At 60.8% G+C, this 14,814-nt stretch carries 14 protein-coding genes; 10 read left to right on the top strand and 4 right to left on the bottom strand.

Features of this window, described 5'->3' with window-relative positions; genetic code table 11:
* Positions 1 to 79: 79 nt before the first annotated feature.
* Entirely contained in the window at positions 80 to 691 is a 612-nt protein-coding gene (locus BM267_RS00175; protein WP_074778601.1) for a MiaE family protein, read from the top strand.
* A gap of 45 nt (positions 692 to 736) precedes the next feature.
* Complete coding sequence (locus BM267_RS00170) at positions 737 to 1,588, top strand: substrate-binding periplasmic protein (RefSeq protein ID WP_074778603.1); 852 nt, start codon at positions 737 to 739, stop codon at positions 1,586 to 1,588.
* 6 nt (positions 1,589 to 1,594) lie between these two features.
* On the opposite strand, the gene BM267_RS00165 is transcribed toward BM267_RS00170, so the two are convergent.
* Positions 1,595 to 2,542, bottom strand: a complete 948-nt coding sequence (locus BM267_RS00165; protein WP_074778605.1) for a LysR family transcriptional regulator — start codon at positions 2,540 to 2,542, stop codon at positions 1,595 to 1,597.
* A gap of 177 nt (positions 2,543 to 2,719) precedes the next feature.
* Here BM267_RS00165 and BM267_RS00160 point away from each other — a divergent pair, with 177 nt between their 5' ends.
* Positions 2,720 to 3,928 (top strand): acyl-CoA dehydrogenase, encoded by a 1,209-nt coding sequence (locus BM267_RS00160; protein WP_074778607.1) that lies wholly within the window; start codon positions 2,720 to 2,722, stop codon positions 3,926 to 3,928.
* A 145-nt stretch (positions 3,929 to 4,073) separates the two neighbouring features.
* Here BM267_RS00160 and infA read toward each other — a convergent pair whose 3' ends face one another.
* The 3 genes from infA to aat form a co-directional block, all read right to left on the bottom strand.
* Positions 4,074 to 4,292: a translation initiation factor IF-1 gene (gene infA, locus BM267_RS00155; RefSeq protein WP_036989719.1), complete on the bottom strand. Its 219-nt coding sequence runs from the start codon at positions 4,290 to 4,292 to the stop codon at positions 4,074 to 4,076.
* 128 nt (positions 4,293 to 4,420) lie between these two features.
* A complete protein-coding gene (locus tag BM267_RS00150; RefSeq protein WP_074778609.1) occupies positions 4,421 to 5,128 on the bottom strand; it encodes an arginyltransferase in 708 nt (235 codons plus the stop codon).
* Positions 5,129 to 5,188: 60 nt separating this feature from the next.
* On the bottom strand, positions 5,189 to 5,896 hold the full coding sequence (gene aat, locus BM267_RS00145; RefSeq protein WP_074778611.1) for a leucyl/phenylalanyl-tRNA--protein transferase: 708 nt from the start codon (positions 5,894 to 5,896) through the stop codon (positions 5,189 to 5,191).
* Positions 5,897 to 6,072: 176 nt separating this feature from the next.
* Here aat and BM267_RS00140 point away from each other — a divergent pair, with 176 nt between their 5' ends.
* From BM267_RS00140 to corA, 7 genes are all read left to right on the top strand, one after another.
* Positions 6,073 to 8,481, top strand: coding sequence for a DNA translocase FtsK (locus BM267_RS00140; RefSeq protein WP_074778613.1), 2,409 nt, complete (start codon positions 6,073 to 6,075; stop codon positions 8,479 to 8,481).
* A 24-nt stretch (positions 8,482 to 8,505) separates the two neighbouring features.
* On the top strand, positions 8,506 to 9,144 hold the full coding sequence (gene lolA, locus BM267_RS00135) for an outer membrane lipoprotein periplasmic chaperone LolA (RefSeq protein WP_074778615.1): 639 nt from the start codon (positions 8,506 to 8,508) through the stop codon (positions 9,142 to 9,144).
* A 1-nt stretch (position 9,145) separates the two neighbouring features.
* A complete protein-coding gene (locus BM267_RS00130) occupies positions 9,146 to 10,477 on the top strand; it encodes a replication-associated recombination protein A (protein WP_074778617.1) in 1,332 nt (443 codons plus the stop codon).
* A complete protein-coding gene (gene crcB / locus BM267_RS00125) occupies positions 10,474 to 10,845 on the top strand; it encodes a fluoride efflux transporter CrcB (RefSeq protein ID WP_074778619.1) in 372 nt (123 codons plus the stop codon). Before BM267_RS00130 ends, crcB begins: the two co-directional genes overlap by 4 nt.
* A gap of 38 nt (positions 10,846 to 10,883) precedes the next feature.
* Complete coding sequence (gene serS / locus BM267_RS00120; RefSeq protein ID WP_074778621.1) at positions 10,884 to 12,167, top strand: serine--tRNA ligase; 1,284 nt, start codon at positions 10,884 to 10,886, stop codon at positions 12,165 to 12,167.
* Between the two features lie 80 nt (positions 12,168 to 12,247).
* A complete protein-coding gene (cysG, locus tag BM267_RS00115) occupies positions 12,248 to 13,642 on the top strand; it encodes a siroheme synthase CysG (RefSeq protein WP_074778623.1) in 1,395 nt (464 codons plus the stop codon).
* A gap of 12 nt (positions 13,643 to 13,654) precedes the next feature.
* A complete protein-coding gene (corA, locus tag BM267_RS00110; protein WP_074778625.1) occupies positions 13,655 to 14,719 on the top strand; it encodes a magnesium/cobalt transporter CorA in 1,065 nt (354 codons plus the stop codon).
* Positions 14,720 to 14,814 lie beyond the last annotated feature (95 nt).

Here is a 14,814-nt window from a genome sequence, read left to right as displayed (position 1 = left end):
CTCGGATCAATGCCGTGGGTCTGACAGGGTGCCGCCGTAGCCGTATAATCGCCGGTTGATCCACTGACTGCGTGAAGACATGACACTCCCCGACGAATTGCTCGCCTTTCTCTGGCGCGCCACCCCGGATGCCTGGGTGCGCCAGGCGCTGGCACACCCCGAAGAATTGCTGATCGACCATGCCAACTGCGAGAAGAAGGCCGCCTCGACGGCGCTGAACCTGATGTTCCGCTATATCGACAAACCGGAGCTGCTGCAGAAGATGTCGCGCCTGGCAAGGGAGGAGCTGCGGCATTTTGAACAGGTCATTGCGCTGATGAGCAAGCGTGGCGTGGCCTATCGCGGATTATCCGCCAGCCACTACGCTCAGCGGCTGCGCGAGCATGTGCGTACCGTGGAGCCGGGGCGGTTGGTGGATACGCTGATTGTTGGCGCATTCATCGAGGCACGTTCCTGCGAGCGTTTTGCCAAACTGGCGCCGCACCTGGACGCCGAGCTGGGCGACTTCTATCGCTCCCTGCTCAAATCCGAGGCGCGTCACTACCAGGACTATCTCAAGCTGGCCCGCGATTACGCCGATGAGCCGATAGACGAGCGTATTGCCTTCTTTGCTGCGATCGAGGCCCAGGCGATCATCGAGGATGATGCGGAATTTCGCTTTCATAGCGGTGCGGTTGAATCGGCCGCCTGATCTGTCGCTATACTGCGGTCTGTGATGATGACGGGAGAGCGCAGGATGAGGGAGCATACGGCATGCAATGGCAAGCTGTGGTCAGCGGTGGCGCTGACATTCGCCCTGCTGGGCATCAGCGGCCAGACTCTGGCGGCAAACGGCACCTGTGAGCGCATCGTGGTCACCGGCAACGCTCAGTACCCACCGGTGCTGTGGGTGGACCCGGATGATCCCAAGCGGTTGACCGGCGCGGCGGTAGAGCTACTGGAGAAGGTGCTGGACGGCAGCGGTATCCACGTCGATGCACTGCATGTGGGGCCCTGGTCCCGCGCCCAGGAGGAAGTGCGCAGCGGTAGGGTTGATATGCTTGCCGGCGCCTTTCTCACGCCCAGTCGCCTCGCCGAGATGGACTATGTACATCCCGCCTACATGGATGTGCCGAGCGTGATCTTCGTCAAGCGTGGCAAGGCATTTCCCTACAGTGGCTGGGACGATCTGCGCGGCAAGCGCGGCAGCTCGCTGGTCAGTAACAGCTTCGGCGCCGCTTTCGATACCTACGCTGCCGATCATCTCGAAATCAACATGGTTCCTTCCATCCAGCAATCCTTCGAATTGCTGGCGCGCGAGCGGGTTGATTATGTCATCTACGAACGGCATCAGGGGTTGGCCCTGGCGGCGCAGATGAACATCCTCGATCAGCTGGACGTTATTGAAGGTTCGCTGATCAACGAGGCACTGTACTTCACGGTGTCGCATAACTCGGCCTGCAATTCGCCGGCGCTGCGCGCAGCGCTGGCTCAGGGCATGCATCGAATGGCCGGTCAGGGCGAGCCGCGCCGGCTATTGGAGAAGTATCGGGAAATCTGGGAAGGCCAGTTCGCGCCGGCTCCCGGAGAAGAGCCGACGCTGGAGTGAAGCGGATCAGGCGCCGGCTTGCAGCTGTGCTTCCCGTTCCTTGTTCATCTTGCGCTCGAGCTGTTGCGACAGCTCGATAATCTGTTCGCGCATCCAGCGGTTGGCCGGGTCCTGATCGGTACTTTCATGCCAGAACAGGTGCGTCTGGATCGGCGGAATGTCCTCGATTGGCAGCTCCGCCCAGTGCAGGTTATGACGAAGGGCGAAGCGCTCGTTGACGGTCATCACCATGTCGGTCGATTCCAGCACCAGCGGCGCCATCTGGTAATGCTGCGAGCGCAGCACGACGCGGCGCTGGATCCCCATCTTGCCCAAAGCCAGGTCCACATGGCCCAGCCCGTTGCGGCGGCTGGAGATATGGATGTGCGACTGCGCCAGATAGTCGTCCAGGCTGATCTTGTCTTTCCCCGCCAGCGGGTGGCCCTTGCGCATGATGCAGACGTAGCGATCTTCGAACAGCTTTACATGGCGCACCTGGGTATCGGTGTTCAACGGCGCGTCGATGGCAAAGTCCAGACGTCCGGCGGCCAGTTCCTTGGTGGTTTCCCGGCGCCGGGTAAGGAAGCTGTCGATATTGATATTCGGTGCCAGGCGCCGGATGCGCGCCGCCAGGTGCGGCAGGATCACCGCCTCGGTGAGGTCGGTCATGCTGATGCGGTAGGTCTTGTTGGCTTGGTCGGGGTTGAAGCTGCGGCTTTCCTGTACGGAAACGCGCAGCAACTGCAGCGCGTGGCGCACCGGAGTGATGATGTTCTGCGCCATCGGCGTCGGCACCATGCCCTGAGCGGTGCGCACGAACAGCGGATCGTTGAAGGTGTCACGCAGTCGGGCCAGCGCATTGCTCACCGCTGGCTGGGTGATGCCGACGATCTGGCCGGCTCGGGTCAGGTTCGCTTCGGTGTAGATGGCATCAAACACAATGAACAGGTTCAGGTCCACTTTACTGAGGTTCATCGCTGGATCCTTCATATGGCTTGTTTATAGGCTCTTATAGATACAGACGGGCTGAGTATATATAACTTATGAATCTTTATACACGCGGAAAATAGGTTAGATAAATTTGCGTGACTCATCTACCTTTTTTGTGACCCAGATACATATGTACAACAAAACGGAAAAGGTGCGTGAATTATGAATTTCGGATACTCCCCCAAGGTTCAACAGCTGCGTGAGCAGGTCGATGCTTTCATGCAGGAGCATGTCTTTCCCGCAGAAGCAATTTTCCACCGGCAGGTTGCCGAAGGCGATCGCTGGCAGCCCACCGCCATTGTCGAGGAACTGAAGGAAAAAGCCCGTGCCGCCGGCCTGTGGAACCTGTTCCTGCCTGAATCGGAGCTGGGTGCTGGCTTGACCAATCTGGAGTACGCGCCGCTGGCCGAATTGATGGGCCGCTCTGGCCTGGCCTCCGAAGCCTTCAACTGCAGCGCGCCGGATACCGGCAATATGGAAGTGCTGGTGCGCTATGGCAGTGAAGAGCACAAGAAACAATGGCTGGAACCGTTGCTGGCCGGCGAGATCCGCTCCTGCTTCGGCATGACTGAGCCAGGGGTGGCTTCATCCGACGCGACCAATATGCAGGCCAATGCCCGTCGCGAAGGCGATGAGTGGGTGATCAATGGCCGCAAATGGTGGACTTCCGGTGCCTGTGATCCACGCTGCAAGGTGATGATCTTCATGGGTCTGACCAACCCCGATGCGCCGCGCCACCAGCAGCACTCCATGATTCTGGTGCCGATGGACGCGCCCGGCGTAAAGGTTCTGCGTCCGCTCCCGGTATTCGGCTATGACGACGCGCCCCATGGTCATGCGGAGGTTATTCTGGATAACGTCCGGGTGCCCTACAGCAACGTGCTGCTGGGTGAGGGTCGCGGCTTCGAGATTGCTCAGGGTCGCCTCGGGCCAGGCCGCATCCACCACTGCATGCGTTCGATCGGCGCAGCCGAGCGTGCTCTGGAGCTGATGTGCCGCCGCTCGGTGGAGCGTGAGGCCTTCGGACGCCGTCTGGCCCTGCTGGGTGGCAATATCGACCTGATCGCGGAATCGCGGATCGAGATTAACCAGGCGCGCCTGCTGACGTTGAATGCGGCCTATATGATGGATACCGTAGGTAACAAGATCGCCAAGAGCGAGATTGCGCAGATCAAGGTGGTAGCTCCGAATGTGGCGTTGCGCGTCATCGACCGTGCCATCCAGATGCATGGCGGGGCAGGGGTGTCGGAGGACACACCGCTCGCCCACATGTATGCCATGCAGCGTACCTTGCGTCTGGCCGATGGCCCGGATGAGGTGCATCGCGCATCAATCGGCAAGATCGAGCTGGGTAAATACATGGCACGCTGATACGACCGCCAACCACCCTTCGCCGTGTGCAGACAGCAGGTTTGCACGCGGTTTTTTGTTTATGGGGATGTGAGAAAAGCCAGCGGGGGTAAATCATCGCCCCTGACTGAAGTGTCGGGGCGTTGCGGATACGCTACCGCCGAACTCAGCGAGCGCGGTAGGTGATGCGACCCTTGGTCAGGTCGTAGGGTGTCAGTTCAACGCGCACCTTGTCACCGGTCAGGATGCGAATGTAGTTTTTGCGCATCTTGCCTGAAATGTGGGCAGTCACGACGTGGCCGTTTTCCAGCTCAACCCGGAACATGGTGTTGGGCAGGGTGTCCACGATGGTGCCTTCCATTTCAATACTGTCTTCTTTCGCCATTAAGCAAAGGCCTCTCAATCTGTTGCATTAGGCGGGCTGTCGGTATGAGAGCCCGCAAAAAAGGTGAGCAATTGTGCCTCAAAAGGCAACAACAGCCAAGTTTTGCCGGTACTTTTACTTGAACCTGATCAATTGACCCTGATCCAGCGCTGATTGATCAACATTTCCAGCGGCCGATATTCGGTCTTGTAGCTCATCTTGCGGCAGTTTCTGATCCAGTAGCCGAGATAGACTGCTGGCAGACCGGCCAGGCGTGCCTGCTCGATTTGCCAGAGGATCGCATAGCGGCCCAGGCTGCGGGATGACTCGTCCGGATCGAAGAAGGTGTATACCGCCGATAACCCATTGTTCAGCCGGTCGGTGACTGCAACCGCGAGCAGGCGGCCATCCAGGCGGAACTCGTTGAATTCGCAGAATGCATCCTCGCTGACGAGAAAAGACTGAAACTGCTCACGGCTCGGCGGATACATGTCGCCGTCGCTGTGGCGGGCGATGATATAGCGGGAATACAGCTGGTAGATTTCTTCATTCATGGCCGGACGCCGGCTGGTTACCTGCAGGTCGCGGTTGCGCTTGTGGATGCGCGCCTGTTGCCTGTTCGGCACGAAGTCCGCGGACGGGATGCGTGCTGGAACACAGGCCCGGCACTGCGCGCAGTGCGGGCGATACAGGTGTTCGCCACTGCGACGAAAACCCAGTTCCGACAATTGACTGTAGGTATCCGTCTCGATCGGCTGCTGCGGGTCAAGAAACAGCGTCACCGCCTGCTCCTCGGTGAGGTAGCTGCAGGGGTGCGGCTGGGTCGCGTAGAACTTCAGGTGCGCCAGATCAGTCATGGGAATCGCTCTGGAATCTGTCTGCCAGGAGATCTGAGTATAGAAGCTGCATGGAGGGCTTCAATCCTGCGCCCGAGCCGGCATGTTCCGCCAGCAGCTGGGGATCTGCTCATTGCACAGCCTGTCGAGAGCCTGGACGAAAGCCGCGCGGGAAATAGTTGTAGCGCCCAGACTTTCCAGGTGGTCGGTCGGCATCTGGCAGTCGATCAGCTCGCAGCCACACCGCTCGAGTTCGCGAACCAGACTGATAAAGCCGGTTTTCGATGCGTTGCTGCGGCGGCTGAACATGGATTCGCCGAAGAAGACCTTGCCCAGCGCGAGCCCATAGAGTCCGCCGACGAGCTCGGTCCCATCCCAGACCTCCACCGAGTGGGCAATGTTGCGCCGATGCAGCTCCTCATAGGCGCGCCGCATATCGGCGGTGATCCAGGTGGCATCGGTATAATCGCGCGGTTCAGCGCAGGCGCGCAGGACCGCCGAAAAGTCCGTGTCGAAGGTCACCCGGAAGGCGGTCTTGCGCAGGAATTTCGCCATGCTGCGCGAGACATGCAGGGTGGAGGGTGTCAGTACGGTGCGTGGGTCGGGTGACCACCACAGCAGCGGCTGGCCTTCCTCGTACCAGGGAAAGATGCCCCGCCGATAGGCGGCTATCAGACGGGCGGGGGCGAGGTCACCGCCGACAGCCAGCAGTCCGTTGGGGCTGGCAAGCGCTTCGCTGGAGGGTGGAAAGTCCAGACTATCCGGATCCAGCCACCTCAGTTCAGTCATCGCAAATCCCGTATGGTTCGCATTTCAGATAAATGGAATGTTGAAAGGTTTATCAAAAAGCATCGTTAAGTTATTGTCCTCTATCAAGATAGTTCCCATAACTGGCGGAACGCAACCCATCTTTGCAGGTCAACTCAACTGAGTTTTGTAGAACCTGTACAATAAGCGGCTGAATCATGACGGAAGCCAGAGCGTTGAAGGATACCCGATCTCACAAAGGCCAGCACTTTGCCTGGCAAGAGCAGCTCAGTTTGCGCCTGCGCGAAGGTGCGCTGCTGGGCATGATCGCCCTGTGCCTGTATCTGTGCATGGCGTTGTTCACCTATGATGCCAGTGATCCCGGCTGGACGCGCAGCAGCGGCACGGTGGCCGTGCAGAACGCCGGCGGCAGCATGGGCGCCTGGATCGCAGATGTGCTGCTGTTCGTGCTGGGTTATCTGGCCTATCTGTTCCCTCTCATCGTAGCGGTCAAGGTGTGGCAGATGTTCCGCCGCCGGCACCTGCCGTTCGTCTGGAACGGCTGGCTGTTCTCCTGGCGGCTGATCGGCTTTGTGCTCACGCTGCTGGCCGGTACCGCGCTGGCGGCCCTGCATGGGACCGCGCCGGACAGCTTCCCCGAAGGCGCCGGCGCCGGTGGGGTGTTGGGCCAGTTGCTGCAGGATATGGCCATTCCGGTGCTGAACATGCAGGGCAGCACCCTGGTGTACCTCACTCTGTTCCTGTTCGGGATCACGGTTTTCACCAACCTGTCCTGGTTCAAGGTGATGGATCTTATCGGTCGGATTACCCTGGATCTGCTGGATCTGCTCAAGCGTGCCTGGAGCGGCTGGCTGGCACGGCGAGCCGCCGAACGGGACGAGCCGGCCTACAAGGCTCCGTCCGTGCGCCGGGAGCCGTCAGTATCGGCTGAAGAGAAACGCCAGGCCGAAGCATCCCGCGCCCAGCGTCATGAAGCCTTGACCAGGCATGTCGCCGCCCAGGAAAAACGCCAACCGCCGAAGATCGAACCGCTGGACACCAAACCGGCGCCCGCCAGTGTGCGGACCCAGAAAGAAAAGCAGGCCCCGCTGGGCTTTGAACCCGTGGTACCCGGTTCACTGCCGCCAATCGGCCTGCTGGATCCACCGAGCAAGATCAACAAGGGTTTTTCGCCCGAGTCGCTGGAAGCCATGTCGCGCCTGCTGGAGATCAAGCTGAAGGATTTCGGGGTCGAGGCAGAGGTGGAGAAAGTCCAGCCTGGACCGGTTATCACCCGGTTCGAAATCCAGCCGGCGCCCGGCGTCAAGGTCAGCAAGATTTCCAACCTGGCTAAGGACCTGGCGCGGTCGCTGGCGGTGATCAGTGTGCGGGTGGTGGAAGTCATCCCCGGCAAGACCACCGTCGGTATCGAGATTCCCAACGAGGATCGCGAGATCGTGAGGCTGTCGGAAGTGCTGCAGACCCGCGAGTTCGACGAAGCGAGTTCGCCCGTGACGCTCGCCCTGGGGCACGACATCGGCGGCAAGCCGATCCTCGCCGATCTGGCCAAGATGCCCCACCTGCTGGTGGCCGGTACCACCGGTTCGGGTAAGTCGGTGGGTGTCAATGCCATGCTGTTGAGCATCCTGTTCAAGTCGCCGCCCGAAGAGGTACGGTTGATCATGATCGACCCGAAGATGCTGGAATTGTCGATCTACGAAGGCATTCCGCATCTGTTGTGCCCGGTGGTAACCGACATGAAGGAGGCTGCCAATTCCCTGCGTTGGTGCGTCGCGGAAATGGAGCGTCGCTACAAGCTGATGGCCGCCCTGGGCGTGCGCAACCTGGCGGGTTACAACCGCAAGGTCAAGGATGCGCAGAAGGCCGGGGAGCCGCTGACTGATCCGCTGTATCGTCGGGAAAGCATGGACGATATCCCGCCCGAGCTGCAAACCCTGCCGGTGATCGTGGTGGTGATCGACGAGTTCGCCGACATGATGATGATCGTCGGCAAGAAAGTGGAAGAGCTGATCGCCCGGATCGCCCAGAAGGCGCGAGCGGCGGGTATCCACCTGATCCTGGCGACCCAGCGCCCGTCGGTGGATGTGATCACTGGCCTGATCAAGGCCAACATCCCCACGCGGATGGCGTTCCAGGTATCGAGCAAGATCGACTCGCGGACCATTCTGGACCAGGGCGGGGCAGAGCAACTGCTTGGTCACGGTGACATGCTCTATATGCCCCCAGGCACAAGTCTGCCGGTGCGGGTGCATGGCGCCTTCGTCTCCGATGGCGAAGTGCATCGGCTGGTGGATGAATGGAAGCTGCGTGGCGAGCCGGATTATATTCAGGATATTCTCGATGGCGCCGACGATGGCGGTGGCGGCAGCTTCGATGCCGGCAGCATGGGCGGTGACGGCGAAGAGGAAGATGCGCTGTACGACGAGGCTGTGCGTTTCGTCACCGAGAGCCGCCGGGCGTCCATTTCCGCGGTGCAGCGCAAGCTCAAGATTGGTTACAACCGAGCCGCGCGCATGATTGAATCCATGGAAATGGCGGGTGTCGTAACACCAATGAATACCAATGGCTCGCGCGAGGTGATCGCGCCGCCTCCTGTACGCGACTAGTTTCAGCGGAGCAACCAAACCAAGATGATCAGCACCTTACTGCGTTCCACCATTACCGCCGTGTGCCTTGCCGCGCTGCCTCTGGCGGCGCTAGCGGATGACCAGGCCGAAGCGGCCGAGCGGCTGAACGAGCTGCTGTCCCGCGCCCAGACCATGACCGGCGGCTTCTCGCAGATGACCCTCAGCTCCAACGGCGCCAACCTGCAGGAAACCACCGGCACCCTGGCGCTCAAGCGCCCCGGGATGTTCCGCTGGCATACCGATCCGCCGCTGGAACAGTTGCTGGTCTCCGATGGCGAGCGGATCTGGTTGTATGACCCGGATTTGCAGCAGGTCACCATCCAGACCGTGGACAAGCGCCTGAGCCACACACCGGCCTTGCTGCTGTCGGGTGATGTCAGCCAGTTGCAGGAAAGCTTTGATATCGACTGGAGCAAGGGCAGCAGTGTGCAGGATTTCACCTTGACGCCGAAGGACGCGGACTCCATGTTCGACAGCTTGCGGGTTTCCTTCAGCGATGGCGTGATCAATGATATGCAGATGAGTGATCCGGTTGGCCAGCGCACCAATATCCTGTTCCGCAACGTGGAGCTGAATGCGCCGCTGGACGATGCGCAGTTCACCTTCGAAGTACCTGACGGGGTCGATGTCATCAGTGAGTGACATGGATCTGTTTGCCGCCCGGACGCCGCCACATCAGCCGTTGGCGGCGCGGATGCGGCCAGCCAGCCTGGATGAGTATGCTGGCCAGCAGCACCTGCTTGGCCCAGGACGGCCGCTGCGCGTGGCGCTGGAGCAGGGCGCGCTGCATTCCATGATCTTCTGGGGGCCGCCGGGGGTGGGCAAGACCACGTTGGCCAAGCTGTTGGCTACCCTGGCGGATGCGCATTTCGTGACCATTTCCGCGGTCTTGGCCGGCGTCAAGGATATCCGCCTGGCGGTGGATCAAGCACGCCAGCATGCGGCGCAGAACGGCCGGCAGACCATCCTCTTCGTCGATGAAGTACACCGGTTCAACAAGGCTCAGCAGGACGCCTTTCTGCCCTATGTCGAAGACGGCACCCTGTTGTTCATCGGAGCCACCACCGAGAATCCGTCGTTCGAGCTGAACAACGCACTGCTGTCCCGCGCCCGGGTCTATGTGCTCAAGTCGTTGGACGAAGAAGCGCTGGATGCCTTGCTGTCACGCGCGCTCAGCGATGGAGAGCGCGGGTTGGGGCAGCATCAGTTGTCGATCAGCGCCGAGGCCAGGAGCATCCTGATCGGCGCCGCCGATGGGGACGCCCGCCGGCTGCTCAACCTGCTGGAGATCGCGGCTGATCTGGTGCCCGATGGCGGGACTATCGATGTCGAGCTGGTGGGGGATCTGCTCAATGATAACCGCCGGCGTTTCGACAAGGGCGGCGAAGCCTTCTATGACCAGATTTCCGCGCTGCACAAATCGGTGCGCGGCTCCAATCCGGACGCCTCCCTGTACTGGTATGCCCGCATGATCGATGGTGGCTGCGATCCGCTGTACATCGCCCGGCGCGTGGTGCGCATGGCCAGCGAGGATATCGGCAATGCCGATCCCCGGGCCCTTACCCTGTGTTTGCATGCCTGGGATGTCCAGGAGCGCCTCGGCAGCCCGGAAGGGGAACTCGCCATTGCCCAGGCTATTGTCTACCTGGCCTGTGCGCCGAAGAGCAATGCGGTGTACATGGGCTACAAGAAGGCCATGCAGGATGTCGCCGGCCAGTCGTCGCTGGAGCCGCCGCTGCATCTGCGCAACGCACCAACCAAGTTGATGAAGGAGCTGGGCTACAGCCAGGGCTATCGCTATGCCCATGACGAGCCCGAAGCCTACGCTGCCGGGGAAGACTACTTCCCCGAGGAACTGGAGCCGCGCAGCTACTACCAGCCGGTCAGCCGTGGGCTGGAGTTGAAGATCGGCCAGAAGCTGGAGTATCTGCGCTCGCTGGACGCCGCCAGCCCGAACAAGCGCCGACGACCATGATACAGAGCCTGCTGGTGATCGCTCTGGGTGGGGCGCTGGGCGCGATGGCTCGCTTTGGCCTGGGGCAGGGTGTCGCAACCCTGTGGCCAGGGGCCTTCCCATTGGGTACATTGCTTATCAACCTGCTGGGATGCCTGGCGATAGGTGTATTATATGGCGCGTGGCTGAACCGCCCGGAGCTGTCCCCGCTGCTGCAACAGGGACTGATGATCGGTTTCCTGGGTGCCTTTACCACTTTTTCCACCTTCTCCCTGGACGCCTGGCGTCTGTTGGAGACAGGCCAGAGCCTGCTGGCTCTGGGATATGTCCTGCTCAGTGTGTGCCTTTGTCTGATTGCCACCTGGGCCGGCCTGATGCTGACCCGCTAGTCGTCAGGCTGTAACCTGCAACCATAAGATGATGCCCGATGCTTGATCCAAAACTGGTCCGTAGCCAACCCCAACTGATCGCCGAACGCCTTGCCACCCGCGGTTATGAGCTGGACGTCAGTCTGCTCGAGTCGCTGGAAACCCGCCGCAAGGCCGTTCAGACCCGCACCGAGAACCTGCAGGCCGAGCGCAACAGCCGCTCCAAATCCATCGGTCAGGCCAAAGCGCGTGGGGAGGATATCCAGCCGCTGCTGGCTGATGTGGACCGCATGGGCGATGAACTGAATGCGGCCAAGCAGGAGCTGGACGGCATTCAGGCAGAACTCGATGCCATCATGCTTGCCATCCCCAACCTGCCGGATGCCAGTGTGCCGGTGGGCCTGAGCGAGGATGACAACGTTGAAGTGCGCCAGTGGGGCACCCCGCGCCAGTTTGATTTCGAGGCCAAGGACCACGTCGCCATCGGCGAGCTGTATGGCTACCTGGATTTCGAAACTGCCGCCAAGCTGTCCGGTGCGCGCTTTGCACTGATGCGTGGGCCTATCGCCCGACTGCACCGTGCGCTGGCCCAGTTCATGCTCGACCTGCACATCAACGAACACGGCTATGAAGAGGTCTACACCCCTTACCTGGTGCAGGCCGAGGCGCTGCAGGGCACCGGCCAGTTGCCCAAGTTCGAGGAAGACCTGTTCAAGGTGCCGCGCGGCGAAGACCAGCGTGACCTGTATCTGATCCCCACTGCGGAAGTCTCGCTGACCAATATCGTCAGCCAGAGCATTCTCGATGCGACCAGCCTGCCGCTGAAAATGACTGCGCACACGCCGTGTTTTCGCAGTGAAGCCGGTTCCGCCGGCCGTGATACCCGCGGCATGATCCGCCAGCACCAGTTCGACAAGGTCGAGATGGTGCAGATCGTGCGCCCCGACGACTCCGAGCGGGCCCTGGAAGAACTTACCGGCCACGCCGAAGACGTGCTGCAACGCCTTGGCCTGCCGTATCGTGCCCTGGCCCTGTGCACTGGCGACATGGGCTTCGGCGCGGTGAAGACCTACGATCTGGAAGTGTGGATTCCCAGCCAGAACAAGTACCGCGAAATCTCCTCCTGCTCCAGCTGTGGCGATTTCCAGGCGCGGCGCATGCAGGCGCGCTGGCGCAACCCGGAAACCGGTAAACCGGAGCTGGTTCATACCCTCAACGGCTCTGGCCTGGCGGTGGGCCGCACCCTGGTAGCGGTGCTGGAGAATTATCAGCAGGCCGATGGCAGTGTGACCGTACCCGAGGTGCTGCGCAGCTATATGGGCGGGCTCGAGCGCATCGGCTGAGTGCGGAAGCGCTTGTGTAGGAACGGCGCTGGCCGTAATTCAACGAGAGTCTCGCGTGTCGCTATCGAGAGAGGGTAAATATGGATTTTCTACCACTGTTTCATAATCTGCGTGGGCGCTTGGTATTGGTCGTTGGCGGTGGTGACATCGCCCTGCGCAAGGCGCGCCTGTTGACCGACGCCGGTGCCCGGCTGCGCGTGGTGGCGCCGGATATCACCCCTCCGCTGCACGAACTGCTGGAGCAGCATGAAGGGGAAGGGCTGCTACAGGGTTACCAAGCGGCACAGCTGGATGGTGTGCAGCTGGTGATCGCCGCCACGGACGATGAGACGCTCAATGCCCAGGTCTCCCGCGATGCCCAGGCGCGCAACCTGCCGGTCAATGCGGTGGATGCACCGGAGCATTGCACTGTCATCTTTCCTGCCATCGTCGATCGTTCCCCCTTGATGATCGCCATCTCCAGTGGCGGTCATGCGCCGGTGTTGGCACGCCTGACCCGCGCCCGTATCGAAACCCTGTTTCCCCATACCTGGGGCCGCCTGGCGCAGCTCGCCCAACGTTTCAGGGATAAGGTCAAGGCCGCTTTTCCTGGTATCAACCAACGCCGGGTATTCTGGGAAGACGCTTTCCAGGGCGATATCGCCGAGCGGGTATTCGCCGGTCGCGATGCCGAAGCCGAACAGTTGTTGATCGCACGTCTGCAGGAGCAGAAGGGCCAATCCTACCGAGGCGAGGTCTATCTGGTCGGCGCTGGCCCGGGTGATCCGGATCTGCTGACCTTCCGCGCACTGCGTCTGATGCAGCAGGCCGATGTGGTGCTGCATGATCGGCTGGTGCCGGATACCATCATCGATCTGTGCCGGCGTGACGCGGACCGTATCTATGTGGGCAAGGCCCGCGCCAACCATGCGGTACCCCAGGAGCAGATCAATCAGTTGCTGGTGCGCCTGGCGAAGGAGGGCAAGCGGGTACTGCGCCTCAAAGGCGGCGACCCCTTCATCTTCGGTCGGGGCGGGGAGGAGATCGAGGAGCTGGCCGCCAACGGCATTCCCTTTCAGGTGGTACCGGGTATCACCGCAGCCAACGGCTGTTCCGCCTATGCCGGTATACCGCTGACCCACCGCGACCACGCCCAATCGGTACGCTTTGTCACCGGCCACCTCAAGGACGGCAGCACCAATCTGCCCTGGCAGGAACTGGTGGTGCCGGGCCAGACGGTGGTGTTCTACATGGGGCTGGTTGGGCTGCCGGTGATCTGCGAGCAATTGATCCAGCATGGCCGGGCGCCAACCACGCCCATCGCGCTGATCCAGCAGGGCACCACGTCCAGCCAGATGGTGCTGACCGGTACACTGGCCAGTATGCCAGCATTGGTCGAGCAGACTGAAATCAAGCCGCCGACCCTGCTGATCGTGGGTGAGGTGGTGAGTCTGCGCGACAAGCTGAAATGGTTCGACACGCCAGAACAAGGCTGATCCGGAGGGCATATGGCACGCAAGTTGGTAGTCAGGCGCGGGGCCAAGGTCGGAGCACCGCCCGGGACACTGGTGCATATCGGCAAGCACAAGCCGGACAGCGCGGCCATCCGCCTGATCGGTTATACCCCTGACGAGCTGTCCGAATCGGTCATCGAGGATATGGATAGCTATGCCAGGGAGACAGACGCCGAGCGCATCCTGTGGCTCAATGTCGATGGTGTCAGCGACGCAGCAGTAGTGGAAAAGCTCGGGGCGCTGTTCGAACTGCATCCGTTGGTGATGGAAGACATCCTCAATACCGACCAGCGGCCCAAGGTGGAAGACTATCAGGGCTATCTCTATATCGTGCTGCGCATGCTGCAGTTCGACCAGGGGCGGCAGCAGATTCATTCCGAGCAGCTGAGCCTGGTGCTGGGACCGAATTTCGTTCTGTCATTCCAGGAGCGCCCGGGCGATGTGTTCGAGGGAGTGCGCGAACGGCTGCGGGCCGGCCGGCGTATCCGTTTCATGCGCACCGATTATCTCGCCTACGCGCTGCTGGATGCAGTGGTGGATCATTATTTCGAAATGCTGGAATACATCGGCGAGCAGGTCGAGGCGCTGGAAGACCAGTTGATCGACGCACCCGGCCCCGACACCCTGGCACGGATCCATCACTACAAGCGGGAGATGCTGTTGTTGCGCAAGTCGATCTGGCCATTGCGCGAGGTGCTCAGCCGGTTGAGCAGGGACGAAAGCACGCTGATTTCCGAAGAAACCCGGCTCTACCTGCGCGATGTCTATGACCATGCCATCCATGTTATGGACAGCATCGACACCATTCGCGAACTACTGGTCAGCATGCTCGATCTGTATCTATCCAGTATCAGCAAACGCATGAACGAAATCATGAAGGTGCTGACGATCTTCGCCACCCTGTTCATGCCACTGACCTTCATCGTCGGGGTATACGGCATGAATTTCGATGTAATGCCGGAATTACGCTGGCGTTGGGGCTACCCAGCGGTGATGGCCTTGATGCTGGTGATCGTTGTCGGTCTGCTGGTATTCTTTCGCAGGCGACGCTGGATCTGACGCGAGACAGTTGCACCAGGCGACCCCAGCGTCCGATTCAGGATTGCACCTGATATGCAGCTTCGCTTCTAATCATGGGCTATATTGCATTGGCC

The sequence above is a fragment of the Halopseudomonas bauzanensis genome (assembly GCF_900114735.1).
Lineage (GTDB): Bacteria > Pseudomonadota > Gammaproteobacteria > Pseudomonadales > Pseudomonadaceae > Halopseudomonas > Halopseudomonas bauzanensis.
Note: the sequence above shows the minus strand (reverse complement) of the source record. Positions and strands in the feature narration are given on the sequence as shown.

What these genes read in the sequence shown, in the direction of transcription:
- BM267_RS00175 (WP_074778601.1), top strand. Translation starts at nt 80, where the DNA reads ATGACACTCCCCGACGAATTGCTCGCCTTTCTCTGGCGCGCCACCCCG.
- BM267_RS00170 (WP_074778603.1), top strand. Translation starts at nt 737, where the DNA reads ATGAGGGAGCATACGGCATGCAATGGCAAGCTGTGGTCAGCGGTGGCG.
- BM267_RS00165 (WP_074778605.1), bottom strand. Translation starts at nt 2,542, where the DNA reads ATGAACCTCAGTAAAGTGGACCTGAACCTGTTCATTGTGTTTGATGCC.
- BM267_RS00160 (WP_074778607.1), top strand. Translation starts at nt 2,720, where the DNA reads ATGAATTTCGGATACTCCCCCAAGGTTCAACAGCTGCGTGAGCAGGTC.
- infA (WP_036989719.1), bottom strand. Translation starts at nt 4,292, where the DNA reads ATGGCGAAAGAAGACAGTATTGAAATGGAAGGCACCATCGTGGACACC.
- BM267_RS00150 (WP_074778609.1), bottom strand. Translation starts at nt 5,128, where the DNA reads ATGACTGATCTGGCGCACCTGAAGTTCTACGCGACCCAGCCGCACCCC.
- aat (WP_074778611.1), bottom strand. Translation starts at nt 5,896, where the DNA reads ATGACTGAACTGAGGTGGCTGGATCCGGATAGTCTGGACTTTCCACCC.
- BM267_RS00140 (WP_074778613.1), top strand. Translation starts at nt 6,073, where the DNA reads ATGACGGAAGCCAGAGCGTTGAAGGATACCCGATCTCACAAAGGCCAG.
- lolA (WP_074778615.1), top strand. Translation starts at nt 8,506, where the DNA reads ATGATCAGCACCTTACTGCGTTCCACCATTACCGCCGTGTGCCTTGCC.
- BM267_RS00130 (WP_074778617.1), top strand. Translation starts at nt 9,146, where the DNA reads ATGGATCTGTTTGCCGCCCGGACGCCGCCACATCAGCCGTTGGCGGCG.
- crcB (WP_074778619.1), top strand. Translation starts at nt 10,474, where the DNA reads ATGATACAGAGCCTGCTGGTGATCGCTCTGGGTGGGGCGCTGGGCGCG.
- serS (WP_074778621.1), top strand. Translation starts at nt 10,884, where the DNA reads ATGCTTGATCCAAAACTGGTCCGTAGCCAACCCCAACTGATCGCCGAA.
- cysG (WP_074778623.1), top strand. Translation starts at nt 12,248, where the DNA reads ATGGATTTTCTACCACTGTTTCATAATCTGCGTGGGCGCTTGGTATTG.
- corA (WP_074778625.1), top strand. Translation starts at nt 13,655, where the DNA reads ATGGCACGCAAGTTGGTAGTCAGGCGCGGGGCCAAGGTCGGAGCACCG.